At 64.3% G+C, this 26,124-nt stretch carries 23 protein-coding genes; 10 read left to right on the plus strand and 13 right to left on the minus strand.

Going from position 1 to position 26,124, the window contains the following annotated elements; genetic code table 11:
- Positions 1-41: 41 nt before the first annotated feature.
- The 4 genes from FJ973_RS29105 to FJ973_RS29120 form a co-directional block, all read right to left on the minus strand.
- The gene (locus FJ973_RS29105) at positions 42-1,025 is read right to left on the minus strand and encodes a 2-hydroxyacid dehydrogenase (protein WP_140501139.1); all 984 of its coding nucleotides are present in this window, start codon (positions 1,023-1,025) and stop codon (positions 42-44) included.
- Positions 1,022-2,044, minus strand: coding sequence for a LacI family DNA-binding transcriptional regulator (locus FJ973_RS29110; protein ID WP_140501249.1), 1,023 nt, complete (start codon positions 2,042-2,044; stop codon positions 1,022-1,024). The genes FJ973_RS29105 and FJ973_RS29110 overlap by 4 nt, the downstream gene beginning before the upstream one ends.
- A gap of 67 nt (positions 2,045-2,111) precedes the next feature.
- On the minus strand, positions 2,112-2,996 hold the full coding sequence (locus FJ973_RS29115) for a DMT family transporter (RefSeq protein ID WP_181165295.1): 885 nt from the start codon (positions 2,994-2,996) through the stop codon (positions 2,112-2,114).
- Positions 2,997-3,169: 173 nt separating this feature from the next.
- Entirely contained in the window at positions 3,170-3,577 is a 408-nt protein-coding gene (locus FJ973_RS29120; RefSeq protein ID WP_140558756.1) for a DUF2000 family protein, read from the minus strand.
- Positions 3,578-3,626: 49 nt separating this feature from the next.
- On the opposite strand from FJ973_RS29120, the gene FJ973_RS29125 reads away from it, so the two are divergent.
- Entirely contained in the window at positions 3,627-4,496 is an 870-nt protein-coding gene (locus FJ973_RS29125; protein ID WP_140501143.1) for an AraC family transcriptional regulator, read from the plus strand.
- A gap of 15 nt (positions 4,497-4,511) precedes the next feature.
- Here the strand turns inward: FJ973_RS29125 and FJ973_RS29130 are convergent, their stop codons facing one another.
- A complete protein-coding gene (locus tag FJ973_RS29130; RefSeq protein WP_140501145.1) occupies positions 4,512-4,982 on the minus strand; it encodes a MarR family transcriptional regulator in 471 nt (156 codons plus the stop codon).
- Positions 4,983-5,396: 414 nt separating this feature from the next.
- Here FJ973_RS29130 and FJ973_RS29135 point away from each other — a divergent pair, with 414 nt between their 5' ends.
- The 5 genes from FJ973_RS29135 to FJ973_RS29155 all read left to right on the plus strand — a co-directional run bounded on the left by FJ973_RS29135 (position 5,397) and on the right by FJ973_RS29155 (position 11,218).
- A complete protein-coding gene (locus FJ973_RS29135) occupies positions 5,397-6,476 on the plus strand; it encodes a GTP-binding protein (protein ID WP_140501147.1) in 1,080 nt (359 codons plus the stop codon).
- 128 nt (positions 6,477-6,604) lie between these two features.
- On the plus strand, positions 6,605-7,579 hold the full coding sequence (locus tag FJ973_RS29140; protein WP_140525596.1) for a WD40 repeat domain-containing protein: 975 nt from the start codon (positions 6,605-6,607) through the stop codon (positions 7,577-7,579).
- Between the two features lie 98 nt (positions 7,580-7,677).
- A complete protein-coding gene (locus FJ973_RS29145) occupies positions 7,678-9,051 on the plus strand; it encodes an aspartate aminotransferase family protein (RefSeq protein WP_140558757.1) in 1,374 nt (457 codons plus the stop codon).
- A 47-nt stretch (positions 9,052-9,098) separates the two neighbouring features.
- Positions 9,099-10,484, plus strand: a complete 1,386-nt coding sequence (locus tag FJ973_RS29150) for a glutamine synthetase family protein (RefSeq protein WP_140558777.1) — start codon at positions 9,099-9,101, stop codon at positions 10,482-10,484.
- On the plus strand, positions 10,481-11,218 hold the full coding sequence (locus FJ973_RS29155; protein WP_224647248.1) for a UdgX family uracil-DNA binding protein: 738 nt from the start codon (positions 10,481-10,483) through the stop codon (positions 11,216-11,218). Before FJ973_RS29150 ends, FJ973_RS29155 begins: the two co-directional genes overlap by 4 nt.
- A 9-nt stretch (positions 11,219-11,227) precedes the next feature.
- Here the strand turns inward: FJ973_RS29155 and FJ973_RS29160 are convergent, their stop codons facing one another.
- The 4 genes from FJ973_RS29160 to FJ973_RS29175 all read right to left on the minus strand — a co-directional run bounded on the left by FJ973_RS29160 (position 11,228) and on the right by FJ973_RS29175 (position 15,807).
- Positions 11,228-12,493: a glycerate kinase gene (locus FJ973_RS29160; RefSeq protein ID WP_140558758.1), complete on the minus strand. Its 1,266-nt coding sequence runs from the start codon at positions 12,491-12,493 to the stop codon at positions 11,228-11,230.
- 184 nt (positions 12,494-12,677) lie between these two features.
- Positions 12,678-13,184 (minus strand): heme-degrading domain-containing protein, encoded by a 507-nt coding sequence (locus FJ973_RS29165; protein ID WP_140558759.1) that lies wholly within the window; start codon positions 13,182-13,184, stop codon positions 12,678-12,680.
- 89 nt (positions 13,185-13,273) lie between these two features.
- Positions 13,274-14,587 carry a guanine deaminase gene (gene guaD / locus FJ973_RS29170; protein WP_140558760.1) on the minus strand — a complete coding sequence of 438 codons (1,314 nt, stop codon included), beginning with the start codon at positions 14,585-14,587 and terminating at the stop codon, positions 13,274-13,276.
- 2 nt (positions 14,588-14,589) lie between these two features.
- The gene (locus FJ973_RS29175) at positions 14,590-15,807 is read right to left on the minus strand and encodes a urate hydroxylase PuuD (RefSeq protein ID WP_140501161.1); all 1,218 of its coding nucleotides are present in this window, start codon (positions 15,805-15,807) and stop codon (positions 14,590-14,592) included.
- Positions 15,808-15,945: 138 nt separating this feature from the next.
- Between FJ973_RS29175 and FJ973_RS29180 the strand changes: the two genes are divergently transcribed.
- From FJ973_RS29180 to FJ973_RS29190, 3 genes are all read left to right on the plus strand, one after another.
- Positions 15,946-16,866, plus strand: a complete 921-nt coding sequence (locus FJ973_RS29180) for a LysR family transcriptional regulator (protein ID WP_140558761.1) — start codon at positions 15,946-15,948, stop codon at positions 16,864-16,866.
- Between the two features lie 108 nt (positions 16,867-16,974).
- Positions 16,975-17,958 (plus strand): LLM class flavin-dependent oxidoreductase, encoded by a 984-nt coding sequence (locus tag FJ973_RS29185; RefSeq protein ID WP_140558762.1) that lies wholly within the window; start codon positions 16,975-16,977, stop codon positions 17,956-17,958.
- The gene (locus FJ973_RS29190) at positions 17,955-19,211 is read left to right on the plus strand and encodes an LLM class flavin-dependent oxidoreductase (protein ID WP_140558763.1); all 1,257 of its coding nucleotides are present in this window, start codon (positions 17,955-17,957) and stop codon (positions 19,209-19,211) included. The genes FJ973_RS29185 and FJ973_RS29190 overlap by 4 nt, the downstream gene beginning before the upstream one ends.
- Positions 19,212-19,224: 13 nt before the next feature.
- Here FJ973_RS29190 and xdhC read toward each other — a convergent pair whose 3' ends face one another.
- The 4 genes from xdhC to uraH form a co-directional block, all read right to left on the minus strand.
- Positions 19,225-20,232 (minus strand): xanthine dehydrogenase accessory protein XdhC, encoded by a 1,008-nt coding sequence (gene xdhC, locus FJ973_RS29195; RefSeq protein ID WP_140558764.1) that lies wholly within the window; start codon positions 20,230-20,232, stop codon positions 19,225-19,227.
- Positions 20,233-20,294: 62 nt separating this feature from the next.
- The gene (xdhB, locus tag FJ973_RS29200; protein WP_140558778.1) at positions 20,295-22,640 is read right to left on the minus strand and encodes a xanthine dehydrogenase molybdopterin binding subunit; all 2,346 of its coding nucleotides are present in this window, start codon (positions 22,638-22,640) and stop codon (positions 20,295-20,297) included.
- A complete protein-coding gene (gene xdhA / locus FJ973_RS29205) occupies positions 22,640-24,121 on the minus strand; it encodes a xanthine dehydrogenase small subunit (protein WP_140512813.1) in 1,482 nt (493 codons plus the stop codon). Before xdhA ends, xdhB begins: the two co-directional genes overlap by 1 nt.
- Positions 24,122-24,124: 3 nt before the next feature.
- Positions 24,125-24,499: a hydroxyisourate hydrolase gene (uraH, locus tag FJ973_RS29210; RefSeq protein ID WP_140501174.1), complete on the minus strand. Its 375-nt coding sequence runs from the start codon at positions 24,497-24,499 to the stop codon at positions 24,125-24,127.
- Positions 24,500-24,699: 200 nt separating this feature from the next.
- On the opposite strand from uraH, the gene puuE reads away from it, so the two are divergent.
- Positions 24,700-26,124, plus strand: coding sequence for an allantoinase PuuE (gene puuE, locus FJ973_RS29215; protein ID WP_140512811.1), 1,425 nt, complete (start codon positions 24,700-24,702; stop codon positions 26,122-26,124).

Consider the following 26,124-nt stretch of genomic DNA (forward strand, 5'->3'; position numbering starts at 1 on the left):
AAGGGTTAAGCTGACGTTAATAAATATGGCAGCCCGACCGCTCAGCAGCGCGCCTTCACATGCGCGGTCTCGGGCACAGGTGTGATCGACCGGCGCTCGCTGAACCAGGACACCAGATTGTCGACGCACAGATCCGCCATGGCGCGACGTGTGTGCTCCGACGCCGAACCGACATGCGGCAACAGACTGGCATTGGTCGCGTCAAGCAGCGCCCGCGGCACGTTCGGTTCGTCGGCGAAGACATCGAGCCCGGCGGCGGCGATAGTGCCCTTGGCGAGGGCTGTCGCAAGCGCCGCCTCGTCGACCGTGCTGCCGCGCCCGATATTGACGAAGACGCCGTTGGCGCCAAGCGCCGACAGGATCTCGGCATCGACCGCCTTTTCCGTCGAGGCGCCGCCCGGGACCACCGAAATCAGCGTGTCGACTGCTTCGGCGAGGCCCTTCAGCGTCGGATGATAGGGGTAGGACAGGCCCTCGACCCGGCGCCGGTTGTGATAGGCGACGGGCAATCCGAACGCCTCCAGCCGGCGGGCAATGGCGAGCCCGATGCGGCCCATGCCGAAAATGCCGGCGCTGCGGCCGCGCAAGGTAAGCCGGCTCAAGGGATAGTTGCCCTTGCGCTGCCAGCTGCCGTCGCGCAGCCAGGCTTCGGCGCGCGGCAGGTCGCGCACGGTGTTGATCAGCAGGCCGATGGCGGTGTCGGCGACCTCCTCGGTCAGCACATCCGGCGTGTTGGTGACCATGATGCCGTGATCGCCAGCGTGGCGGGCATCGACCGAATCGTAGCCAACACCGAAACTGGCGACGATCTCAAGCTTGGGCAATGCATCCATGAAGGCCGCGCTGATGCCGCCGAACGAGGCGATGGCGCGCACGTTGTCACGCATTTCATCGGTGACCAGGGACGGGTCGGCGCGCTCGATCCCGACACGCCTGAATGTCCGGTCGATGCGCTCGACCGCGTGGTCGTTGAAATGCCCCGGCACCAGGATGGCGACGGTTTGCAGTTGCTCGGGCCTTGTCATGCACGCTCCACCGGCTTGCCGGTCGACTGTCGCACATGCAGTTCCGGCTTGATCAGTTCCTGAGAGGGCCGCACCGTCTGCCCGTTCAGCTTGTCGAGCAGGGCGCTGGCGGCGCGGCGGCCAACCTCGCGCTGACCGTTCCACACGGTGGTCAGCGCCGGCGTGGCGATTGCCGCCTCCTCGAGATCGTCGTAGCCGGTGACCGATATGTCCAGGCCGGGCACCAGGCCGGCGCGCGCGATGCCGTTCATCAGGCCGATGGCGACGAGGTCGTTCCAGCAGCAGGCGGCTGTCGGCTTGTCCTTCAGGGCCAGAAACTGTCCGGCGGCCTCGAAGCCAGCCTGCTTGGTGCGCGGGCCGGGGATGCGCCAGGCCGGCCGCACTTCCAGCCCGGCGGCCTCCATGGCGTTGACATAGCCCTGGTAGCGATCGCGGCCGGTCGAGGTCTGGTCGGTGCCGCCGATCATGGCGATGCGCTTGTGGCCGAGCGAGATCAGGTGATTGGTGGCAAGCCCCGTGCCATAGGCATCGTCGCCGCGAAAAACCGGCACGTCGGCGCCCTCGACGGTGCGCGCGATCAGCACCGCCGGCAGGCCGTTTTCCTCGGCCATCAGAATATCCGAGGCCGGAGTGCCGATGGCCGGCGACATGATGACGCCGTCGGCGCCGAGCTGCAAAAGCGTGTCGATGAAAGTGCGCTGCTTCTCGAGCTGGTCGTAGTGATTGGACAGGATGAAGGTCTGGCGGCTGCGGTCGAGCTCGCTTTCGATCGAGCGCAGTATCTCGGCGAAGAACGGGTTCATGATGTCATGCACGACGACGCCGACAATGCCCGAACGCGAGGTACGCAGGCTGGCGGCACGGCGGTTGTAGATGTAGCCGATGGCGCGGGCATGTTCCTTGATGCGGTCACGGGTGCCGCCTGCCACCAGCGGGCTGTCGCGCAGCGCCAGCGATACCGTGGCCGTGGACACGCCGAGCGCATCCGCGATCGTCGACAGCTTGATCTTCTGTGCCAGCCTTCCCCTCCCCCGTCGTTTTTTTAAACTGTTTAAAGGCGGCCTTATGCCACCCTTCGACGCTAAATCAAAGTTTTTTTGCCAGCGCTTCCGCCTCGACGTCCAGCACCGCACGATTGCGCAGGCGCAGCCGGTGCTCGCGATGAACGATGTAGAGACCGCTGGCGACGATGACGGCGGCGCCGACGAGTGTCCAGCGGTCGGGGAACTGCTTGAAGACGATGAGCCCGGAAAGGATCATCCACACCATCTGCGAATAGGGATAGGGGGCGAGCGCGGTGGTGGTGGCCATGCGATAGGCCTGCACCAGAAGCCAATGACCGACGCCGCCAAAGACGCCGAGCATGAGCAGGATGAACCAGTGCCAGCCATCATGCGGCAGGGAAAACGAGAACGGCAGCATGGGCAGGAGCACCACCGCCGGGGCCAGTGCCGAAAACAGGATGAGGCTTTCCGATGTCTCGGTCGCCGACATGCGCCGGGTCATGATCACATAGAAGCAGTTCGACAGCATCGAGCCGAGCGCGAACAGGTGGCCGATGCCGAAAACGCCGACTCCCGGCCTTGTGATGATCAGAACCCCGGCGAACGCGGCCAGGATCGCCAGCCACCGCCGCCAGCCCGCCCATTCGCCAAGCAGCGGGCCGGCAAGTGCGGTGATGACCATCGGCCCGAAGAAATAGATCGATGTCGTCTCGGCCAGTTGCAGGGACCGCAGCGCCAGCACGTTGAAGATGGTCGAGCCGAACAGGAACAGCCCGCGCAGGACATGAGCCGGCAGGTTGGCCGGACGGAACCGCGCCGGTTCACGCCAGCCGCGCAACAGCGCGCCGACCAGCACGACATGCACGGCAAAGCGCACCCAGGCGACGACAAGCGCGGAGACGCCGGCTAGGACGAGGTATTTGCTGCTGGTGTCGAGAAAGGTGAAGAAGACATAGGTGGAAAGCATGCACAGGATCGCCACCGGCGGCGTCGCGCTTTCTGAAGATGTTTGGGGAGCACTCACTTGCAGGCCGGATGGAAAGCTGGGCTGAGGCCCACCTTTTGCGGCAATTGCGGGCGTGCGGCAAGCCAAAAGCGGCTGGCACAACAAGAGCTGCGGACAGGCTCAGGCCCGGGTCGTCAGGGATGCATGCGAGCACCCTTGGTGATCTTGTCGACCGTCTTCTTGTCGGCGCGTAATGCGATGCCGACAACCTTGGCGTCTTCCGGCGCGAATTCGGCGAAGACGGCGCGGTTGGCGGCGTCGAACCCGGTCGAGAACATCTCCTCGACATAGAGCGAGCTCGTTACTCCGCGCTCCAGGGCGCGGCTGTGGATTGCGCCGAGTGTCGCCTGGTCGGCGGACAGCACGATGACGGGCTGGATCGACAGCGGGTTGTAGACATTGCCGGCGCGGTCACGATAGGGCTCGCCGATGAGATCGGGGAACTGCGCGACGACGCCGCTGGTCAGGAATGCTGTGACGTTGAGTTTTTGCCAGACCGGCAGATCATCCCTGAGCACGATTGCAAATTTCGTATCGAACATGAGACAGTGACCATTCGGGGTTGTGCCCCTTTCAAGGCGAAAGGAAGCGATGTCGCTCGATCTAGGCAGCCAGGCGTTCCAGGGTCTTGGACGTTTGTGCGCGGAGGCCGCGGAAAACTGCATCATTGCCGCCTGCGATCCTGCCGGCATGGAGCGCATCGAGGCGCGATTCCACGGCAGCGCCTTCGACCTGCATCGCCACGACACCTATGCGATCGGGGTGACGCTGCAAGGCGTGCAGAGCTTTCGCTATCGCGGTGCGGTGCGGCATAGCCTGCCCGGCCAGATCATCGTCCTGCATCCCGACGAACTGCATGATGGCGGCGCCGGAACCGAGGACGGGCTGCGCTACAGGATCCTCTATCTGGAACCGTCACTGATGCTGGACTGCCTCGGCGGCGCATCGCTGCCTTTCGTCAGGCAGGCCGTGGTGGCGGACGAACGCCTGCGCGCGACCTTGCTTTCGGCGCTGGGTCCGCTGGAGGAGGAACTCGATGAGCTGTTCGTCGCCGACTTCCTGGCGCAACTGATGCAAGGGCTCGCCCGCCATGCCGGCCAGCCGGCGAGAGCGGTGCCGGGAACGGCCTGGCGGGCGGCCGCTCTGGCGCGCGACTATCTCACGGAAAACTCTGCCCGGCCCGTGCGATCCGACGAGTTGGAGGCGGTTACCGGGTTCGACCGCTATGCCTTGTCCAGGCATTTCCGCGCCGCTTTCTCCACCAGCCCGCATCGTTTCCTTTTGATGCGCCGGCTTCAGCGCGCGCGACGCATGATCGCCGCCGGCGAGCCGCTGGCACAGATCGCGGCCGAGGCCGGTTTCAGCGACCAAAGCCACTTCAACAGGCAATTCAAGAAGGCATTCGGCATGACGCCGGGACGCTGGTCTTCGCTGATCCGTGGGGCCGCAGCGGCAGCCTGATCACCGCACCGGCGGTCAGTCGTCCGACTCGGCGTCGTCGTCGATCAAGGCCAGTTCTTCGTTCGAAAGATTGGCCTCGATGCGGGCAAGAAATTTGAACAGCGCCTTCTGGTCCTTCTTGTCGAGGCCCTTCAGCGCCTGCTTTTCGGTCTTCTTCACCGACTTTTCGATGGCGCGGATGGTCTCGCGACCGGTGTCGGTGAGAAAGATATGCGCCTGGCGGGCATCGGCGTCGGAGGCGCGCTTTTGCAGAAAACCCTGTGCCTGCAGCCGATTGATGGTCTTGGTGATGGTGGGCGGGCGCACGCCGAGCCGGCCAGCCAGATTGCCCGGGGTCTGGCCGTCCTCGCGGTCGAGCGCCAGCATGATCTGGTCCTGGCCGGCATAGAAGCCATGCGCCAGCAGCCGTGCCGCAAGCGCTGTTCTTGCCAGCCTTGCCGCCGAATGCAGCCGGCTCATTGTCGCAGTCTTGTCCGCCTTGGCCATGGTCATCCCTCTTCGGCCATACCGGTGCGGGCAGCATAGACGCAGCCGGCCGGTTGGCAATCGACGATCAAAAAAGATTCCGGCGCCTGAAACAGCTTTGCCGGCAAGCATTGCGGTACCCGCCGTGGCTAATGCCAGATGATTATTTCAGTTAGATGACAAACGACTTTTCGCGAAAGCGATTGCGGTGGATCGGCCGGCCGTGGTCGTCCACAGGCTCTTTTTGCGCACCGATACCGCATGGCCTGCAGGGCGCCGCCAGCCGCCTAGTTCGACGAGACGCTGACCTAGGGATTGGACCGCAGCCATTCGCGGTTTGCCTCGTGCAAAAGCCCGCCGCGCATCCTATATGGAGCCGACAATCCCTTTCGAGGCCGCCGAAATCTTTCAAGGCCCATCCATTCGAGGCAAGCCATGAGCGACGCACAGACGCAGATCCCCGTAACCGTTCTGACCGGCTATCTCGGCGCCGGCAAGACGACGCTGCTCAACCGCATCCTGTCGGAAAACCACGGCAGGCGCTACGCCGTCATCGTCAACGAATTCGGCGAGATCGGCATCGACAACGACCTGATCGTGGAGTCCGACGAGGAAATCTACGAGATGAACAATGGCTGCGTTTGCTGCACGGTGCGCGGCGACCTGATCCGCGTCGTTGAGGGCCTGATGCGCCGGCCCGGCCGCTTCGACGCCATCGTGGTGGAGACCACGGGTCTCGCCGATCCGGTGCCGGTGGCGCAGACCTTCTTCATGGACGACGACGTGCGCTCCAAGACGAAGCTCGACGCCGTGGTGGCGCTGGTCGACGCCAAGCACCTGCCGCTCAGGCTGAAGGATTCCAAGGAAGCCGAGGACCAGATCGCCTTCGCCGACGTCGTCGTGCTCAACAAGACCGACCTCGTCACACCAGAAGAACTGGCCAAGGTGGAAGCGACGATCCGCGCCATCAACCCGGCCGCAAGGATCCATCGCACCACCCGCGCCGGCGTGGCGCTGTCGGAAGTGCTCGACCGCGGCGCCTTCGACCTGTCCAGGGCGCTGGAGAACGACCCGCATTTCCTCGAGGCGCATGACGACCACCATGGTCATGATCATGATCATGACCACGACCACGATCATCACCACCACGATCATGACGGGCACGATCATGACCACGATGGACACGACCATCACGCGCACCCATCCGACATCCATGACGTGACGGTGCAGTCGGTTTCGCTGCGGGGAGGCGAGATGGATCCGAAGAAATTCTTCCCCTGGATCGAGAAGGTCACCCAGATGGAGGGGCCGAACATCCTGCGCCTGAAAGGCATCATCGCCTTGAAGGGCGACGACGAGCGCTACGTCATCCAGGGCGTGCACATGATCATCGAGGGCGACCACCAGCGCGCCTGGAAAGACGGCGAGAAGCATGAGAGCCGGCTGGTGTTCATCGGTCGCGAACTGGACCCCGAACGGCTGAGGAAGAGCTTCGAGGCCTGCCAGGCCGCTTGATTTCCGGACTTTATGGCGGTAGCGCTGCCCGCTCTTCCTTCTCCCCTTGCGGGAGAGGGTGGGGCCGCGCCTGGCGCGCTGGCGGCTCCCGAGACGACCAGCAACAATCTGGAATGGACCTGTCCTACATGCCGACCGTCGCCCCGCTTGATCTCGAAGGCCATTGCCTTGCCGCCGCCTTCCTCCGCGACGTGCCGCATTTCGCGCTGGCCGACGGCACCGTCCATCGGCTCGACAATGGCCACAAGACGGTGCAGGCCAATGACGGGCTGCTCGCGGCCTTCCACGATGCCGCCAATGACCGGCTGCTCACCGGCGGCGAAGACGGCAAGGTGTTTGCGGTGAAAGCGGGCGGCGAGGCCAAGGAATTGGCGAGCGCGGGCAAGAAGTGGGTCACCAGCGTCGCCGCTGGCCCGCAAGGCGCCATCGCCTACGCTACAGGCAAGACCGCCTATGTGCGCTTTGCCGACGGCCACACAAAAGAGTTCGCCCATCCGCGTTCGGTCGAGGGGCTGGCATTTTCGCCCAAGGGCATGCGCTTCGGCGTCGCGCGCTACAATGGCGCGACGCTGCATTTCCCGGCCGCCGAGGGCAAGCCGGTGGAGCTCGAATGGGCCGGCGCCCATACCGGCATCACCTTCTCGCCGGATGGCGCCTTCCTGGTCACCACCATGCAGGAAAACGCGTTGCACGGCTGGAAGCTGGCGGACGGCAAGCACATGCGCATGAGCGGCTATCCCGCCAAGGTCAAAAGCCTGTCATGGAGCGTGAAAGGCAAGTGGCTGGCGAGTTCCGGCGCGCCGGCGGCGATCGTCTGGCCGTTTTCAGGCAAGGACGGGCCAATGGGCAAGGCGCCGCTGGAACTCGGTACGCGCGGCAATGCGATGGTGACCTCAGTCGCCTGCCATCCGAGCCAGGATGTCGTCGCCATCGGCTATGAGGACGGCATGGTGATGGCGGTGCGTTTTTCCGACGCCAAGGAAGTGCTGTTGCGTCGCCCCGGCAAGGGCGCCATCACCTCGATGATGTGGGACAGGGAAGAACGCCGCATCGCCTTCGGCAGTGCCGCCGGCGACTGCGGCGTTATCGACATCACGGGTTAGGGGAGTAGGGGAGTAGGGCAATATGGGAGCGGGTTTAGAGCATCCGGGCCGTTGAGCGCCTACCCCACTACTCCACTACTGCGCCAGAGAGGGGTTTCATGCACAGCGCCCACACGTCCATTGGCGGCGTCAGCCGCGACCGCATTGCCGCATTGCGGGATACCGAAGGCGCCAGCTTCCGCAAGGCGCGGCCGAAATCGCAGGCCAAGGCCGGCAACGGCCTGCCCGGCTTCTTCGGTGGCGTGCCGATGCACTGGATGAACGACTGGCCGACGCCGTTTCCGATCCTGGTCGAGAGCGCCAAAGGCGCTACGATCACCGACATCGACGGCAACAGGCTCGACGATTTCTGCCTCGGCGACACCGGATCGATGTTCGGCCATTCGCCGCCGGCGATAGCGCGCGCCATCCGCCGGCAGGCCGGACGCGGCCTGACATACATGCTGCCTTCGGAAGATGCGCTCGCCATTGGACCGCTGCTGCAACAGCGCTTCGGCCTGCCGTTCTGGCAGATCGCCACGACGGCGACCGATGCCAACCGCTTCGCGCTGCGCGTTGCCCGCGCCGTCACCGGGCGAGAAAAGATATTGGTTTTCAACGGCTGTTATCACGGCTCTGTCGACGAGACGATGGTGCGGCTGATCGACGGCAAGCCGGCCAACCGGCCCGGATTGGCCGGAGAATTCCGCGACCTGACCCGCACGGCCAAGGTCATCGAGTTCAACGACGTTGCCGCGCTGGAGGCAGCGCTCAGGGACAAGGATGTCGCCTGCGTCATCGCCGAACCGGTGCTGACCAATTCCTGCATGGTGCTGGCCGATCCCGGTTTCCACGAGGCGCTGCGAAAGCTGACCCGCGCGGCCGGCACGCTGCTTCTGATCGACGAGACGCATACGATCTCGACCGGACCGGGCGGCTATTCCGCGAAATACGGGCTGGAGCCGGACCTGTTCGTGCTAGGCAAGCCGATCGCCGGTGGTGTACCGGCAAGCGTATGGGGCATGAGCGAAGAGGTCGCCTCGCGCTACGCCGACTACAACAGGACGAAAGAGCCGGGTTATTCCGGCATGGGCACGACGCTCTCGGCCAATCCTCTGCAGTTTGCCGCGATGCGCGCCGCGCTCGAAGAAGTGATGACGGCCGAGAACTACGACCGCATGGATCATCTGGCGCGGCGGCTCGATGCCGGGCTGACCACGGTCATCGACCGCTACCGCCTGCCATGGCATGTCGCCCGCGTCGGCGCCCGCGTCGAATTCATCTGCGCGCCGGGCCCGCTGCGCAATGGGGCGGAGGCGGAGGCCGCGCACGCGCCGGAACTCGAAGCCGCCATCCATGTCGCGCTGGTCAATCGCGGCGTGCTTATCGCGCCCTTCCACAATATGATGCTGATCTCTCCGGCGACCACTGGCGCCCAGGTCAACCGGCTGATCACCGCCTTCGGCGCAGTTGCGGCGGAGCTTGCGGCATGAGACAAGCCACCCAACAGACAGGCGCGCAAGCCAGGCCGGGCTCCATCATGACTTCACCTTCGGGCTCGACGCCCACCGAGGCGCAGGCCTTTCTCGACGCCCATCCTGAGATCGAAGCCTTCGATATCGTGCTGACCGATGCCAACGGCGTCGGCCGTGGCAAGATCGTGCGCCGGCACGAGCTGAAAGCCATCTTCGAAGGCGGCCGGCACATGCCGATCTCGATCCTCGGCCTCGACATCACCGGCGAGGACGTGCACGAGACCGGGCTGATCTGGACCACCGGCGACGGCGATCTGCGCGCCTGGCCGATTCCTGGCACGCTGGTGCCGCTCCACGGGACCAACCCGCCGCGCGGCCAGGTGCTGATGGCGATGTATCATCTCGACGGCGCGCCGATGTCATCGGACCCGCGGCTGGCGCTGGCAAGGCAGGTCGACATATTGGCGTCCAAGGGGCTGTACCCGGCCGGCGCCTTCGAGCTCGAATTTTTTCTCCTCGCCAATGAGCGCGACAGCGACGGCAAGGTGCAGCCGGCGCACGCCGTGCTGGATGGCCGCGTCTCGGGCAAGACCGAGGTCTACTCGGTCGACCATCTGCACGGCATGGAGCCGCTGTTTACCGACATCTATGCCGCGGCCAAGGCACAGGGCATTCCGGCCGAGACCGTGATTTCCGAATATGCGCCCGGCCAGTACGAATTGACGCTGAACTACCGCAAGGATGTGATGCGGGCGGCCGACGACCTCGTCATGCTGAAACGGCTGGTTCGGGCGCAGGCGCGCCGCCATGGCGTCACCGCTTGCTTCATGGCCAAACCGATCGAGAAATATGCCGGCTCCGGCATGCATTTCCACGTCTCGCTGCAGGACAAGGCTAGCCGAAACGTTTTTTCGGAGGCCGGTGGCGAGAGTTGGTCGCTGCCACTGCTGCGCGGGCTGGGCGGCCTGATCCAGACCATGGCGGAATCGATGCTGGTGTTTGCGCCGCACGCCAATTCCTGGCGGCGCTTCGTCTCCCAATCCTATGCACCGGTGGCGCCGACCTGGGGCGTCAACAACCGGTCGGTGGCGCTGCGCGTGCCGGCGGGCGACGCCAGGAACCGGCGCATCGAGCATCGGCCGTCGGGCGTCGACGCCAACCCCTATCTGATCGCGGCAACCGTGCTTGCCGGCATCGTCAAAGGGCTCGACGAAGGCCTCGACCCCGGCCCCGAGACGACCGGAAACGGCTATGAGGCGGCGGTGACGCGCACGACCATGCCGGTCGACTGGCGCGCGGCGATCGAGGCGGCCAGAGCGTCCAGCTTCCTCAAAGGCGCGCTTGGCGAAGACCTGCACCGCACCTTCGTGGCGATCAAGCAGTCCGAATACCTGCGCGTGGCGCGCACGGTCAGCGAGCTGGACTATCACCTCTATCTGCACGAGGTCTGAGCCCTCGGAGGAACCATCGCCCTTCCCGTCCATTTCAGTGTCAGAACCGACAGGACAGGATGATGGCGACCACAGGCCAAACGCATGAAGCGAAGAGGCCGGCCAGGCGCATTTCCGGGCCGTCCGACGAGCCACTGCCAGATGTCACCTCGATCTCGGAGCTGCGTGAGGTAGCGAAGGCTTGCCACCGCTGCCCGCTGTGGCGCGATGCGACGCAGACCGTGTTCGGCGAAGGGCCTGACGGCGCCAAGGTGATTTTCGTCGGCGAGCAGCCCGGCGATCAGGAAGATCTCGCCGGCGCTCCCTTCGTTGGCCCGGCCGGCAGGGTGTTCGACGCCATACTGGACGACGCCGGGGTCGACCGCCAGAAAGTCTACGTCACCAATGCGGTCAAGCACTTCAAGTTCGAGCCGCGCGGCAAGCGTCGCATTCATTCCAAGCCGAACGCCGGCGAGATTCAGGCGTGCCGCTGGTGGCTCGACCAGGAATTCGGACTGATCAAACCGAACCTTGCCGTGGCGCTTGGCGCAACGGCGGCATTGTCGCTGCTCGGCAAGGCGGTTCCGGTGACGAAGATGCGCGGCCAGGCGATCGAGCGGGAAGATGGCATGCGTGTGTTCATCACCATCCATCCATCCTTCATCCTGCGCATCCGTGACCGTGCGGACAAGGAGGCCGAGCGAGAACGGTTCCTTGACGACATGAAGCAGGTGAAGCGGCTGATGGCTGCCTGATCCAAACGATTAGCGAATCAGGATGGCCCTGAGATCGTTGACATTGGTGCCGGTCGGACCGGGCACGAACAGATCGCCGACCGCGTTGAAAGCCGTCCAGGCATTGTTGCCTGCCAGCATCGCCTTGGCGTCGATGCCGGCCGCGCGCATGCGCGCGACCGTGGAACCATCGGCGAAGGCGCCGGCATTGTCCTCCGAGCCGTCGATGCCGTCGGTGTCGGCGGCCAGGGCGTGAATGCCCTTCACATCATTGATGCCGATGGCGAAGGCGAGCAGGAATTCGGAGTTGCGGCCGCCTTTCCCCTTGGCACGCAGCGTCACCGTGGTCTCGCCGCCGGACAGGATCAGCACCGGCTTTGAGAAAGGCCGATTGCGTGTCGCTACTTCGCGCGCGATGGCCGCGTGAACCCCGCCCACCTCGCGGGCTTCGCCTTCGATGGCATCCGAGAGAATGACAGCTTCCATGCCCTGTCGGCTCGCTTCCGCTGCGGCTGCTTCGAGCGACACGCCGGCGGAGGCGATCAGATGCACCTCGTTGCGCGAAAAGCGCTCATCCCCGGGAATTGGTGCATCGGCGGCCGGTGAATTGATATGCGCCATGACCGAGGCCGGCAGGTTCATGCCGTAGGCTGATATCGACGCCAGCGCATCCGCCCGGCTGCCGGTGTCGGGAACGGTCGGGCCGGATGCGACCAGCGCCGGATTGTCACCGGGAATATCGGAGACAACCAGCGACACCATTTTGGCCGGCCAGGCGGCGGCGGCCAGCCGGCCTCCCTTGATGGTGGAAAGATGCTTGCGGATGGTGTTCATCGCCGCGATCGGCGCGCCCGACGCCAGCAGCGCCTCGTTGACGGCGATCTCGTCGGCCAATGTCAGGCCGGTTGCCGGTGACGGCAGCAGCGCCGAACCGCCGCCGGAAATCAGCGCCACCACCAGATCGTCGGCGGTCAGCCCTTGCACCTTCCCGAGCAGCCGCCGCGAAGCCTCGAGCCCGGCGGCGTCCGGCACCGGATGCGCCGCCTCGATGATCTCGATGCGCTCGCATTTCGCGCCATAGCCGTAGCGGGTGACGACCAGTCCTTCGATCGGACCGTCCCACGCTTTCTCGAAGGCCGCCGCCATCTGCGCCGAGCCTTTGCCGGCGCCGATGACGATGGTGCGGCCCCTGGGCCTGGCCGGCAAATGATCGCGGATGGTCTTTTCCGGATCGGCGGCGGCGACGGCGGCGTTGAAAATGGAAGTGAGGAAGGATTTGGGATCGAGAATGGTCATATCCGGCAGCCAGCAGCGTTTCGCGCATTCTTGCAGAGCTGACGTTGCGCCTCACCCCGACCCTCTCCCCGTGAAGAACGGGCATAGGGGGATAGCCAGCGGTGGAGCGTTTCACTTCCACCCGCAGCAGCTACAGCGCAGCTGCTGCGGAGGACGGGCAGGCGGATGAGGGGCGGCGCCGACGTCACAATTTTTCTTCCGGCGGCAATACCAATTCGCGCTTGTCGATACCCAGATGATCACACAACGCATCGACCACCACGCCGTGATCCTCGCGCTCCGGCAGGCCCGAAACGGCGATGACGCCGATGACCCCGACACCCTTGACCGTGACGGGAAAGCCGCCGCCGGCCAGCACGTAGTCGGCAATATCCAGGCCCTCGCCGATCTTGAAAGTGCGGTCGGGGCGCTGCTGTTCCAGCACCATGCGGTAAGTGCTTTTCAGGAACCGCTTGACGACCTTGATCTTGCGCCGCGCCCAGTCGGGATTGGAAGCGTTCGAGCCCGGCATGGCGGCATAGAACAGCGGCCGGTCGAAGGTCCTGATGTCGACTATGACCGGGAGATTCTCGGTGAGTGCCCTGTCGCGGATCGCGGACCCGACACTGAACGCGACTGCCTCGTCGAAGGCGGGAAAGACAAGGACTTCCTCCTGTCTCTTGATCAGGGCGATGTCTTCGGCAACGGCCATGTCGTTCCCCTTTCAACGTCGCCGCACGCTTTGACGGATGGTTGCCGCTGGGTCAAGCCCGGGTCAAGCAAGGAACGCGCCGTCACGTTCTAAATTGCCAAATCGGTTTTTGCCGGCCGACCCGCCACATAGACCTCGCGCACGGCGCGATCATCGCCCAGCGTCTGCAAGAGAAAGAGTTCCTGCGCCAGCGTCTCGACGGTCTCCATCCTGAGCCGCATCGACGACGTCGCCCTGGCGTCCAGCACGACGATATCGGCATCGGTGCCTTCCTCCAGCGTGCCGATCCTTTGCGCCACCGACAGCGCCTCGGCGTTGCCGCGCGTGACCTGCCAGAAGGACTGGAACGGGTTCAGCTTCTCGCCGTTCAGCGCGATCACCTTGTAGCCCTCGTCCATGGTGCGCAGCATGGAATAGTTGGTGCCGCCACCGACATCGGTGGCGGCGGCGATGCGGAGGGCTTTATCGCGGGTGCGGTAGCGCTGATAATCGAACAGGCCGGAGCCGAGGAAAAGGTTCGAGGTCGGGCAGAACACGGCTACGGAGCCGCTGTCCGAAAGCGCGTCCGCTTCCCGCTCCGACAGATGGATGCAATGGCCGAGCAGGCTCTTTCTACCCAACAGCCCGTAATGCTCATAGACGTCGGTGTAATCGCGCGACCACGGATAAAGCTCCTGCGTGAAGGCGATCTCGGCATGGTTTTCCGACAGATGCGTCTGGATGTGCAGGTCGGGGTATTCGCGGCATAGCGCGCCGGCCATCTCCATCTGCTCCGGCGACGAGGTGATCGCGAAGCGAGGGGTGATGGCATAAAGCTGCCGGCCCTTGCCGTGCCACTCCTTGATCAGCGCCTTGCTGTCGTCATAGCCCGATTGCGGCGTGTCGAGCACGCCATCGGGCGCGTTGCGGTCCATCATCACCTTGCCGGCGATGTTGAGCATGTTGCGGTCATGCGACTCGGCGAAGAAAGCTTCTGCGGAGGCCTTGTGCACGGAACAGTAGGCGGCAACCGTCGTGGTGCCGTGGCGCACCATCTCGTCGAGGAATAGCCGCGCGACGCGCCGGCCATGCTGCGCATTGGCGAACTTCGTCTCCTCCGGGAAAGTGTAGGCGTTCAGCCAATCGAGCAGTTCCGCGCCGTAGGAGGCGATGATCTGCATCTGCGGGAAATGCACATGGGCATCGATGAAGCCCGGAAGCAGCAGATGCAGCCGGTGATCAATCCTTCTCGTTGTCTCGCCTGCCTTCCTTTCAACATCGACGTAAGCGCCCGCAGCGACGATCCTGCCGTCGTGGATCAGCAGGCCGCCATCCTCCTCGTAGCGCCAGGCGGAATGATCATCGATGCTTTCAGGCCAGCGCACGAAGGACAGCGTGCGGCCACGCAGAAGTGTCGATGTCATGCTTATTTCCCCGCGCCTTCGAACCAGGCCACCAGCAGCGCCCGCTCCTTGTCGGTGATCTGGCTGACATTGGCGGGCGGCATGGCATGGCTGCGGCCGGCCTGCAGATAGATCTCGCGGGCATGCTCGGCGATGCCGGCGTCTGTATCCAGCATCACGCCCTTGGGCGCATGGTAGATGCCCTCGTAGACCGGCTCCTGTGAATGGCACATCGAGCAGCGGCCGAGCACGGTGTCGCGCACGGCCGGGAAATGGGCCGAAGCGATATAGACTTGCGCCGAGGCGGACGCCTTCGGTTCGCCGGTCAACACCTTCGGCACGGTGGACAACCAGACGATGATGAGGAACAGGACAAGGGCGCCCAGCCAGGTCCAGTGCGGGTTGCCGGCGCGCTTGTGCACGGTGTTGAAGTAGTGGCGGATCAACACGCCGATGATGAACACCAGGGAGGCGATGATCCAGTTGAACTCAGTGCCGAACGCCAGCGGGTAATGGTTCGACAGCATCAGAAACAGCACCGGCAGCGTCAGGTAATTGTTGTGGAGCGAGCGCTGCTTGGCGATCTTGCCGTATTTCGGATCCGGCTTGCGGCCGGCGATGAGGTCGGCAACGACGATCTTCTGGTTGGGGATGATGACCATGAAGACATTGGCCGACATGATCGTGGCGGTGATGGCGCCCAGATGCAGGAAAGCGGCGCGGCCGGTGAACAGATGGGTCAGTCCCCAGGCGATGAACACCAGCACGCAGTAGAGCACCAGCATCAGGCCTGTATCGCTTTTGCCCAGCGGCGAACGGCAGAGCAGGTCATAAACCACCCAGCCGACGCCGATCGTCGCCATCGACAGGACGATCCCGACCGGCACAGACATCGGCAGCACGTTGGGATCGATCAGGAACAGGTCGGCCCCGGCATAGTAGACCACGCACAGCATGGCGAAGCCGGACAGCCAGGTGGCGTAGGATTCCCATTTGAACCAGGTGAGGTGTTCCGGCATCTCGGCCGGCGCGACCAGGTATTTCTGGATGTGATAGAAGCCGCCGCCATGCACCTGCCACTCCTCGCCGAAGGCGCCGACAGGCATGCCCGGTCGCTGGCGCAAACCGAGATCAAGCGCGACGAAATAGAAGGACGAGCCGATCCAGGCGATGCCGGTGATGACGTGCAGCCAGCGCACGGCAAAGCTCAGCCAGTCCCAGAAAATAGCGAAATCCATCATTGAAGTCGTCCCTGCCGATGAAGCGACTTTACGGTGTGGCGCGCAAACGGAAAGAGGCGAGGTGTGCGATGACTTTCAAAAAAAATTGGAAAATACTAGGTTGCTCGCACACAGCTTGATTGAAAGCCCCTGAACCGCATGGCCTATCTCGACAACATCGCCGTCTTCGTCCGCGTGGTCGAGCTCGGCAATCTGTCGGCGGCCGGGCGCGACATGCGCATTTCGCCGGCGGTTGCTTCCAACCGAATCAAGGAGCTGGAGAAGCACCTTGGTGTGCGGCTGTTCAACCGCACGACACGACAATTGATGCCGACCGAGCATGGCACGGTGTTCTACACCGGCGCCAAGCAGGTGCTGGAAGCGATCACCGAGGCGGAGGCCGCGGTTTCGGCCCTTTCCGGTCAGCCGCGCGGCACCATCCGCGTGACCGCGCCGCTCGGCCTCGGCCGCCGCCTGGTCGCCTCGGGTATTCCCGATTTCCACGACAAATATCCTGATATCGAAGTGCGGCTGAGGCTCTCGGATCACAATGTCGATATCATGAAAGAGGGCATCGACGTCGCCTTCCGACTCGGTATCATCGAAGATTCCAGCCTCAGGATGCGCGGCATCATGGAATGCGAGCGGGTGCTGGTGGCGGCACCCAAATATCTGGAGGCGCGCGGAGAGCCGGCCGAGCCGCAGGAACTGATCAGCAGGAAGCACGATTGCCTGATGCTGCGCTATTCCGGCGCGCGCGAATATGTCTGGACCTTGCAGACGCCGAACGGACCGCAGAAATTCGAGGTGCACGGGCCCTATGATACGGACGATGGCGACGTGCTGACCGGCTGGGCGCTGTCGGGGCGCGGCATCATCAACAAGCCGCGCTTCGAGGTCGAGCCGTTCATCCGCGACCGGCGGCTGAGGATCATCCTGGCCGGCACGCCGCCGACGCCGGTGCAGTTCGCCGCCGTCTATCCGCACAAGAAGCTGCAGGACCCGAAGGTGCGCCTGCTGCTGGATTTCATGGCCGAGCGCTGCCAGCGGCTGATCAAGGACATACTGGTCGGCAAGTGAGCGGCTCCTGGCCCAGTCGCAAGGGTTGCCTTGCGCGAAGGCGAACTTAGGTTCGCGGATGCCGCCTCATGGCCGATGGGCTTTGCGCCGACTGACGAGCTAGCCACAATGCATCTCACCGTTTCGCTCAACATTGCCTCCACGGCCGGGCAGGCCGGCGCGCTCACCTTCAGCGACTTGGCCGGCTTCGCGCAGCGGGCGGAAGCGGCCGGGCTGGACATGATTGTTCTCGACGATGCGCCGCCGGGCAGGGCCGGGTCGGGCAACCCGTTCGAAGCGACGACCCTGCTTGCCGCACTGGCGACCGTGACGAGCAGGATCGGGCTGGTCGCCACCGCGTCGATGGTTGCCCACCAGCCCTACAATCTGGCGCGCCGGTTCGCCTCGCTCGATATCATCAGCCACGGTCGCGCCGGATGGAACGCAACGATGGCGCAGGCGCCGAGCGAGGCGGCCAATTTCAGCCGGCCGGATGGATTTTCCAGCGACGAGTTTCGCCGCCGCTCCGAGGAATACATCGGCATCGTCCAGGGCTTGTGGAATGGCTGGGAGGCGGACGCGCTGTTGTTCGACAAAGACAGCGGCCGCTTTCACGATCCCGGAAAAATGCACCAACTCGACCACAAGGGCGAATTCTTCGCCGTGCGCGGACCGCTGAACGTGGCGCGCTCGCCGCAGGATACGCCGGTTCTGGTCCTGTCCGGCCTGGCGGCAGGCGACCTCGACATTGCCGCGCGCACAGCCGATGTCATCCTGCTGGACGAAAGGCAGGCAGCGCGGCGCAGGGCACGCCATGACGAATTCAGGCGCCGCGTTTCCGCGTCCGGGCGCGAACCGGATGCCGTGAGAATATTGGCTGACATATCCCTCGCCGCCAACGGCGTCGCCGGGCTGGCCGACAGGATGGAGGAAGAATTCCGGGCGAACAATTGCGACGGATTCAACATCCGGCTGTCCGCGCACATTTCAGCGCTCGACGATTTCACCAATCGCGTTCTGCCGGAGCTGCGGCGGCGCGGCGTGATTCGACAGAGCCATGGGGGCACAACGCTGCGCTCGCATCTGGGACTCAGCGGCGGAGGCGACCGATGACCGCGCGCCAGATGAAGCTCGGCGTCTTTCTGTGGGCGACGGGCCACCATATCGCCGCCTGGCGGCATCCCCAGGCCCATGTGAAGGCCGGGATCGACATCGATCATTACGTCGCGCTGGCGCGCACGGCGGAAGCGGCGAAATTCGACCTGTTGTTCTGCGAGGATGCGGCCGGCCTGCGCGAAGCCGATGTCAGCATCGCCAGCCAGACCTCGCGTTCGATCGGCTTCGAGCCGATCAGCCTGCTTTCCGCACTCGCTGTCCAGACCAGCCGCATCGGCCTCGTCTCCACGGCTTCGACCAGCTACAACGAGCCTTACGGGCTGGCACGAACCTTCCTTTCGCTCGACCAGCTGAGCGGCGGGCGCGCCGGCTGGAACCTGGTCACGTCGGCCAGCCCGATCGAGGCCGCCAACTTCGGCGCAACGGGTCTCAGACCCCACGCCGATCGTTATGAACGGGCACGAGAATTCGCCGAAGTCGTCACCAGGCTTTGGCACGGCAAGCTCGGCGCCTCCGGCCATGACGGCCAGAGCTTTTCGGTGTGCGATCCACTCGATTTGCCGCGTTCGCCGCAGGGCGCCCCGGTCATGGTTCAGGCCGGCGCCTCGGATGTCGGCCGCGATCTCGCCGCTCGCACCGCCGATGTGGTGTTCACCGCCGCGCAGACTTTCGCGGAAGCGAAGGCTTTCTACGACGATCTCAAGGGCCGTCTGGCGGCCTATGGACGCGAACCGGACGACATCAAGATCATGCCCGGCGTCGCCCCGGTGGTGGCGGAAACCGAAGCGGAAGCGCGGGCGAAATACGAGGAGCTGCAGGAGCTGATCCCCGATGACGTCGGCGTAGCGCTGCTGTCCAGCTATCTCAGCATCTCCGATCTTCGGCGCTATCCGCTCGACGGGCCGCTGCCCGAATTGCCGGAGAGCGAAGGCATGAAAAGCCGGCAGGCCCTGGTCATCGAGCAATCGCGCCGCGACGGCCTTTCCATCCGCCAGCTTGCCCGCCATTTCGCCGGCGCACGCGGCCATTGGCGCATCGTCGGGACCGCGGTGCAGATCGCAGACGAACTCCAGGCCCGGTTCGAGGGCGGTGCGGCGGACGGCTTCAACGTCATGCCGTCATATTTCCCCGGCGAACTCGATGCCTTCGCCACCCTGGTTGTGCCGGAGCTGCAGCGGCGCGGCCTGTTTCGCAGGGAGTATGAGGGCCGCACACTGCGCGATCATCTGGGCTTGAAGCAACCGGTATAGCCGCGACGTGACCTTACCCGGCCGTCGTCCTATCATGCGGCACCTGGTGCTCGGCATTTGCCGCGGCGCCGTGATTGACCAGCGCCGTCATGATCTCGGCGGCCGCTAGCGCGGCAATGACGGATGGGCGCTTGTCTTTCACGGCATCACCGCCAATTGGGGAAACGAGGCGGGCAAACTGCGCTTCCGTGCCCTCAGCCGACTTCAGGAACCAATTCCTGAATGTCGCTTTCTTGGTCTTTGAGCCGATCATGCCGACATAGGCGGTGTCATCACGCTTCAGGGCTTCGGCGACAATCAGGAAGTCCAGCGCATGATCATGGGTGAGGATGGCGAAGGCGCTGCCTGCAGGCGCGTTGCGCACCTCGGCTTCAGGCATCGGGGTCAGCCGCGTCTCGATGGCTTGCGGCATTCCTTCAAGCGCGTCTGCCCGTGTTTCGATGACAACGGGGTGCACAGGGAGAAGGGCGACCGCGGAGGCCAGCGCCTGGCCGACGTGGCCGCCGCCGAAGATGTAGACACAAGGCAGTTTAGCCTGCTCGACTTCCGCGGCCGAAATCAGCTCCTGCGCCAACGTCGCATCGACGAGGCGGATCGACACCTCGACGCGCCCGCCGCAGCATTGGCCGATCTCCGGACCGAGCGCCACGTCGAGGATCACGTGGGCGTCGGGGCGGGTCTCTTCACCCTCCCCCTTGTGGATAGGGTTGGACGACGTCGTCGTCGAGGGATCTGTGAACGCCGCTCCCCCGCCCCGTTTCGCTGACGCCGCTTCGCGGCGTCCGCTCGCCGACCCTCCCCGCAAGGAGGAGGGTAAAGAGCCCAGCATCTGCCGTGCCTTGTCGATGGCCATATATTCCAGTTGGCCGCCGCCGATCGTGCCCGATGTCGCTGCTTGCGAGACGAGCATGAAGGCGCCCTTCTCGCGCGGCGTCGAGCCCTTCGTCGCCGCGACCTCGACGAGCGCGACCCGGCCGGTTTGGCCAAGAAAGGCTTTCAGGCTTTGCACAGTCGTGTTCATTTTTTACATTCCCTGTCGGGAAATATAGGCCTTTTCGGCCTGTTTTGCACGTTTTGCCGGAGTCAGGTCTTCGCCTCTTTCTTCAGCCGCTCGATCGCCATCAGCACGCGTTCCGGTGTCGCAGGCGCATCGAGACGTGGACAGATCCTGTGGTCGGCGACGCTTGCCACCGCGTCGGACAGGGCATGCAGCACCGACATGCCGAGCGGGAAGGGCGGCTCGCCGACCGCCTTGGAGCGATGGATCGTCGGCTCACCGGCCTCCGGCCAATCGGCCAGTGTCACGTTGAAGATCTTGGGCCGGTCCGACGCCAGCGGGATCTTATAGGTCGAGGGCGCATGCGTGCGCAGCCGGCCCTTGTCATCCCACCACAGTTCCTCGGTCGTCAGCCAGCCCATGCCCTGGATAAAGCCGCCCTCGACCTGGCCGAGGTCGATGGCGCGGTTCAGCGAGCGGCCCGTCTCGTGCAGGATGTCGGTGCGTTCGACCATGTATTCGCCGGTCAGCGTGTCGACCGAGACTTCCGAGCAGGAGGCGCCATAGGCGAAATAATAGAAAGGACGGCCCTCGCCCTTGTCGCGGTCCCAGTGGATCTTCGGCGTCTTGTAAAAGCCGGCCGCCGAAAGCTGGATGCGGGCCATATAGGCCTGCTTGACGAGGTCGGCGAAAGGTATCTCCTGGTTGCCGATGCGCACCCTGTTGGGCAGGAACAGCACCTGGTCGCGTGGCACCTGGTATTTCTCGGCGGCGAAATCGGTCAGCCGGTCCTTGATCTGGCGGGCGCCGTTCTGCGCCGCCATTCCATTGAGGTCGGTGCCGGACGACGCGGCGGTGGCCGAGGTGTTCGGCACCTTGCCGGTGGTCGTCGCGGTGATCTTCACCTGGTCGAGATCGATCTGGAACTCTTGCGCCACCACTTGCGCCACCTTGACGTTGAGGCCCTGCCCCATCTCGGTGCCGCCATGGTTCAGATGCACCGAACCGTCGGTGTAGACATGCACCAGCGCGCCGGCCTGATTGTAATGCGTGGCGGTAAACGAGATGCCGAATTTGACCGGCGTCAGCGCCAAGCCCCGCTTGATGAAGCGGCTGTTGTTGTTGAAGGCCGAGATCTCGCGCCGGCGCCTTGCATAGCTGGCGCTTTCTTCCAGTTCCCCAACGATGCGGTGGATGATGTTGTCCTCGACCACCTGATGGTAGGGCGTGACGTTGCGGTCGGCGGTGCCGTAGAAATTCCGCTTGCGGATCTCGAGCGGGTCCTTGCCGACGGCGAACGCCACCTCGTCGATGATACGCTCGGCGCCGACCATGCCTTGAGGGCCGCCGAAGCCGCGAAAGGCGGTGTTCGAGACCGTGTTGGTGTAGAGCGGCGCCGACTGTGCATGCACAGCCGGCCAGAAATAGGTGTTGTCGCAGTGGAACAGCGCGCGGTCGGTGACCGGCCCGGAAAGGTCCGCAGAAAAGCCGCAGCGCGCCGCGAACATGAAGTCGACGCCGAGAATATTGCCCTCATCGTCGAAGCCGGCCTCGTAGTCGATGAGGAAATCGTGCCGCTTGCCGGTGGCGATCATGTCGTCATCGCGATCGGGCCGGATTTTCACTGCCCGATGATGCTTCTTGGCGGCGATCGCGGCCAGCGCTGCAAACTGGTTGCCCTGCGTTTCCTTGCCGCCGAAGCCGCCCCCCATGCGACGCATTTCCACGGTAATGGCGTTGCTCGGCACGCCGAGTGCATGACCAACCATGTGCTGGACTTCGCTCGGATGCTGGGTCGAGGAATAGATGGTGACATCCTGATCCTCGCCCGGAACCGCCATCGCGATATGGCCTTCGAGGTAGAAATGCTCCTGGCCGCCGACGCGCATTTTTCCTTTCAGCCGGCGGGGGGCCTGACGGATCGCAGCAGCCGCGTCGCCGCGTTTCAGCGTCAGAGGCGGCGTGACGAGTTTGTCCCTGGTCGGATCGAGCGCGCCGATGTCGGTGACGAAAGGCAATTCCTCGTATTCGACCCTTGCCAGCCTCGTGGCGCGCCGCGCCTGCTCGCGCGTCTCGGCAATCACGCAAAAGATCGGCTGGCCGAAAAACTGTACCTTGCCGTCGGCGAGTACCGGCTCGTCATGGCGCCCGGTCGGCGAAATGTCGTTCTCGCCCGGCACATCCTTTGCCGTGAGCACGTCGATCACGCCGGGAGCGGCGCGCACCGCCGACAGGTCCATTTTGGCGATGGCGGCATGCGTGGCCGTGGCCAAGCCGAGGCAGCCATGCAGCGTGCCCGCCGGTTCGGGCATATCATCGATGTAAACGGCGCTGCCGCTGACATGCTTGTGCGCGGAATCATGGCGCTGGTCTGTGGCGACGCCGCCGACGATCTTTTCGGCCTTTAAATTGGCGCTGGCGTGCTTGTTCATCATGCCGCCTCGTTGCGCGACACCTGGAACGGTGCCCTGGTGCCGGTGGTTTCGACAAAGAAACGCAGCAACAAGTTTTTCGCCGCCAAAGCCCGATATTCAGCGCTTGCCCGCATGTCGGTGAGCGGCGTGAAATCCGTTGGGTATTCGGTCATCGCCGCCTCGACTGTTTCTTCGGTCCAGGGTTTGCCGAGCAGAGCTTTCTCGACCGCCGCAGCCCGCTTCGGCGTCGCCGCCATGCCGCCATAGGCGATGCGGATATCGGCCACGGTGCCGTCCCTGGCCAAGGTCAGAAAAAACGCGCCGAGGGCGGCGGTGATATCCTCGTCGCGGCGCTTGGTGATCTTGTAGACGCCGAACTTCGTTTCGTTTGCCGGAACCGGCACATGCACGGCCTCGACGAACTCGCCGGCCTGCCGGTCCTGCTTGCCATAGGCGATGAAGAAATCCTCGAGCGGGATCGTGCGCCGCTTGCTTCCACGGCGCAGCGTCAGCCGCGCGCCGAGCGCGATGAATGGCGGCGGTGTGTCGCCGATCGGCGAGCCATTGGCGATGTTGCCGCCGATCGTGCCCATGTTGCGCACCTGTTCGCCGCCGATGCGATCGAACAATGGCCCGAGCGCCGGGATGCGTTTCGACAGCATCGCGAAGGCATCGGAATAGGTGACGCCGGCGCCGATCGAGATCACGTCCTTGTCCTCGGCAATGGCGCACAGCCCGTCGAGATTGCCGATGAAGATGACAGGCGAAATATCGCGCATGTGCTTGGTCACCCAGAGACCGACATCGGTCGAGCCGGCGACGATGGTGGCGCCCGGTTCCTTGTCGAGCACGGCGGCGAAATCGTCAACGTCAGCCGGCACGACGAGCCGCGCCTTGCCGGCGCCGATCTCGATCCGTGCGCCGTCGCCCATCGCCTCGAGTCTGGCCATGATCGACTGACGCTCCAGCGCCAGCGGATCCTTCTGTGCTTTGCCGTAGCTGGAGATGGCGCGAGCCGCGCGCATGATCGCCTCATAGCCGGTGCAGCGGCAGAGATTGCCCTGCAAGGCCTTTTCGATGGCCGCGTCCGACGGTTCCGGTGATTTCATCCACAAGCCGTAAAGCGACATGACGAAACCTGGCGTGCAGAAGCCGCATTGCGAACCGTGGAAATCCACCATCGCCTGCTGCACCGGGTGCAACTGGCCCGGCGTTCCACGGAGATGCTCGACCGTCACGACATGGGTGCCGTCCAACGAACCCAGAAAGCGGATGCAGGCGTTGACACTTTCATAGACCAGTTCGCCGGCGGAAAGCCTGCCGACCAGCACGGTGCAAGCGCCGCAATCGCCCTCTGCGCAGCCTTCCTTGGTGCCGCGCAGCGATCGGTCGAGCCGCAGCCAGTCGAGCAAGGTCGCGTCAGGCGCCACGGATGACAGCACGACATCCCTGCCGTTGAGGATAACACGAATATCGTTACGGATCTTGACCTCGGCCACGTCTCAGCTCCCCCTGTAAGTCGAATAGCCGTAGGGCGAGACGAGCAGCGGCACATGATAGTGCACGGCATCCGCCATGCCGAAGCGGATCGGCACGGTGTCGAGGAAGGCCGGCTCGGGCAGTTTCGTTCCCTGGCGCCGCAGATAGTCGCCAGCGGCGAAAACCAGCTCGTATTCGCCGGTCTGGAAATCCGCGTCGGCCAAAAGCGGTGCGTCGCAACGGCCATCGGCGTTGGTGGCGACCGTCTTCAGATGCGTCCTGGCCGGGCCATCGATCCGGTAGAGCGCGATCGACAATCCCGCCGCGGGCTTGCCGGTTGCCGTATCCAGGACATGGGTCGTCAGACGCCCGCCATCGATTTTCGACGTTTCTGCCATTGTCCGCCTCCCATTCCAATACGAACAAACCGGCCGGTACAGCCAAACATTGCTGATGAATTGTGCGCCAATTAAAGGCGATGCATAAGTCCCGGTCGAGCGGAGTGCGACAAAAACACTTTCAAAAATTTTCGGGGGAATGCGAGAAGCACCCTTTCGATATCCTGATCATACTTCGGGCGATGCCCGTGGGAGGGACGATGCGTTACACCAGAGACATGCGCGGCTACGGAGCCAATCCGCCGGATCCCAAATGGCCCGGTGGCGCGCATGTGGCCGTGCAATTCGTCGTCAATTACGAAGAAGGCGGCGAGAACTGCGTCCTGCATGGCGACAAGGCTTCGGAAGCCTTCCTGTCGGAAATCGTCGGCGCGGCTCCCTGGGCGGGCCAACGCCATTGGAACATGGAATCGATCTACGAATATGGGGCGCGGGCAGGCTTCTGGCGGCTGCTTCGCCTGTTCACCGAGGCCGAGGTGCCAGTGACCTGTTACGGCGTCGCCACGGCACTCGCCCGCTCGCCCGATCAGGTGACGGCGATGCAGGATGCCGGCTGGGAGATCGCCTCGCACGGGCTGAAATGGATCGACTACCGCGACCACAGCGCCGAGGACGAGCGCCGCGACCTCAAGGAGGCGATCCGGCTGCACTACGAAGTGACAGGCACGCGCCCGACGGGCTGGTACACCGGCCGGACGTCGGTCAACACCGTGCGGCTGGTGGCGGAGGAAGGCGGCTTCGACTACGTCTCCGACACTTATGACGACGAACTGCCCTACTGGTTCGCGGATGACGGGACCGACAGGCCACAGCTCATCATCCCCTACACGCTCGATGCCAACGACATGCGCTTCGCCACGCCGCAGGGCTTCAACTCGGGCGACCAGTTCTTCGCCTATCTGAAGGACAGTTTCGACACGCTCTATGCCGAAGGCAAGGCTGGGCGGCCGCGCATGATGAATATCGGCCTGCACTGTCGCCTCGTCGGGCGGCCGGGGCGGGTGGCGGCGCTGAAGCGCTTCGTCGACTATGTGAAGTCGCACGACAAGGTCTGGCTGGCGCGGCGTATCGACATCGCCAGGCATTGGCGCGAGACCCATCCATACAAGCAGCCGGTGCTGCGCCCTTCGAGGATGGAATTCGAGGCCTTCGTGCATGCTTTCGGCGGCGTTTTCGAACATTCGCCGTGGATAGCCGAGCGCGCCTACGAGCTGGAACTTGGCCCGGCGCACGACAGCGCCGGCGGCCTGCACAATGCGCTCTGCCGCGTTTTCCGCGCCGCAAGCGAAACGGAGCGGCTGGGCGTGCTCAACGCCCATCCAGACCTTGCCGGCAAGCTGGCAAGGGCCAGGCGGCTGACGGCGGAATCAGCCAGGGAACAGGCTTCGGCCGGCCTCGATGAGCTGACCGACAAGGAGCGCGAGCTGTTTTCCAAGCTTAACGCCGCCTACGTCACCACCTTCGGTTTCCCGTTCATCGTCGCGGTGAAGGGCAAGACCAGGCAAGAAATCCTGGCGGAGTTCGAAAGGCGCATCGGCAACAGCCGCGGCGTCGAATTCGAGACCGCCTGCAAACAGGTCGAGCGCATCGCGCTCTTCCGCCTCAAGGACATGCTTCCGCAATAG

This window comes from Mesorhizobium sp. B2-1-3 (assembly GCF_006442495.1).
Taxonomy (GTDB): Bacteria; Pseudomonadota; Alphaproteobacteria; order Rhizobiales; family Rhizobiaceae; genus Mesorhizobium.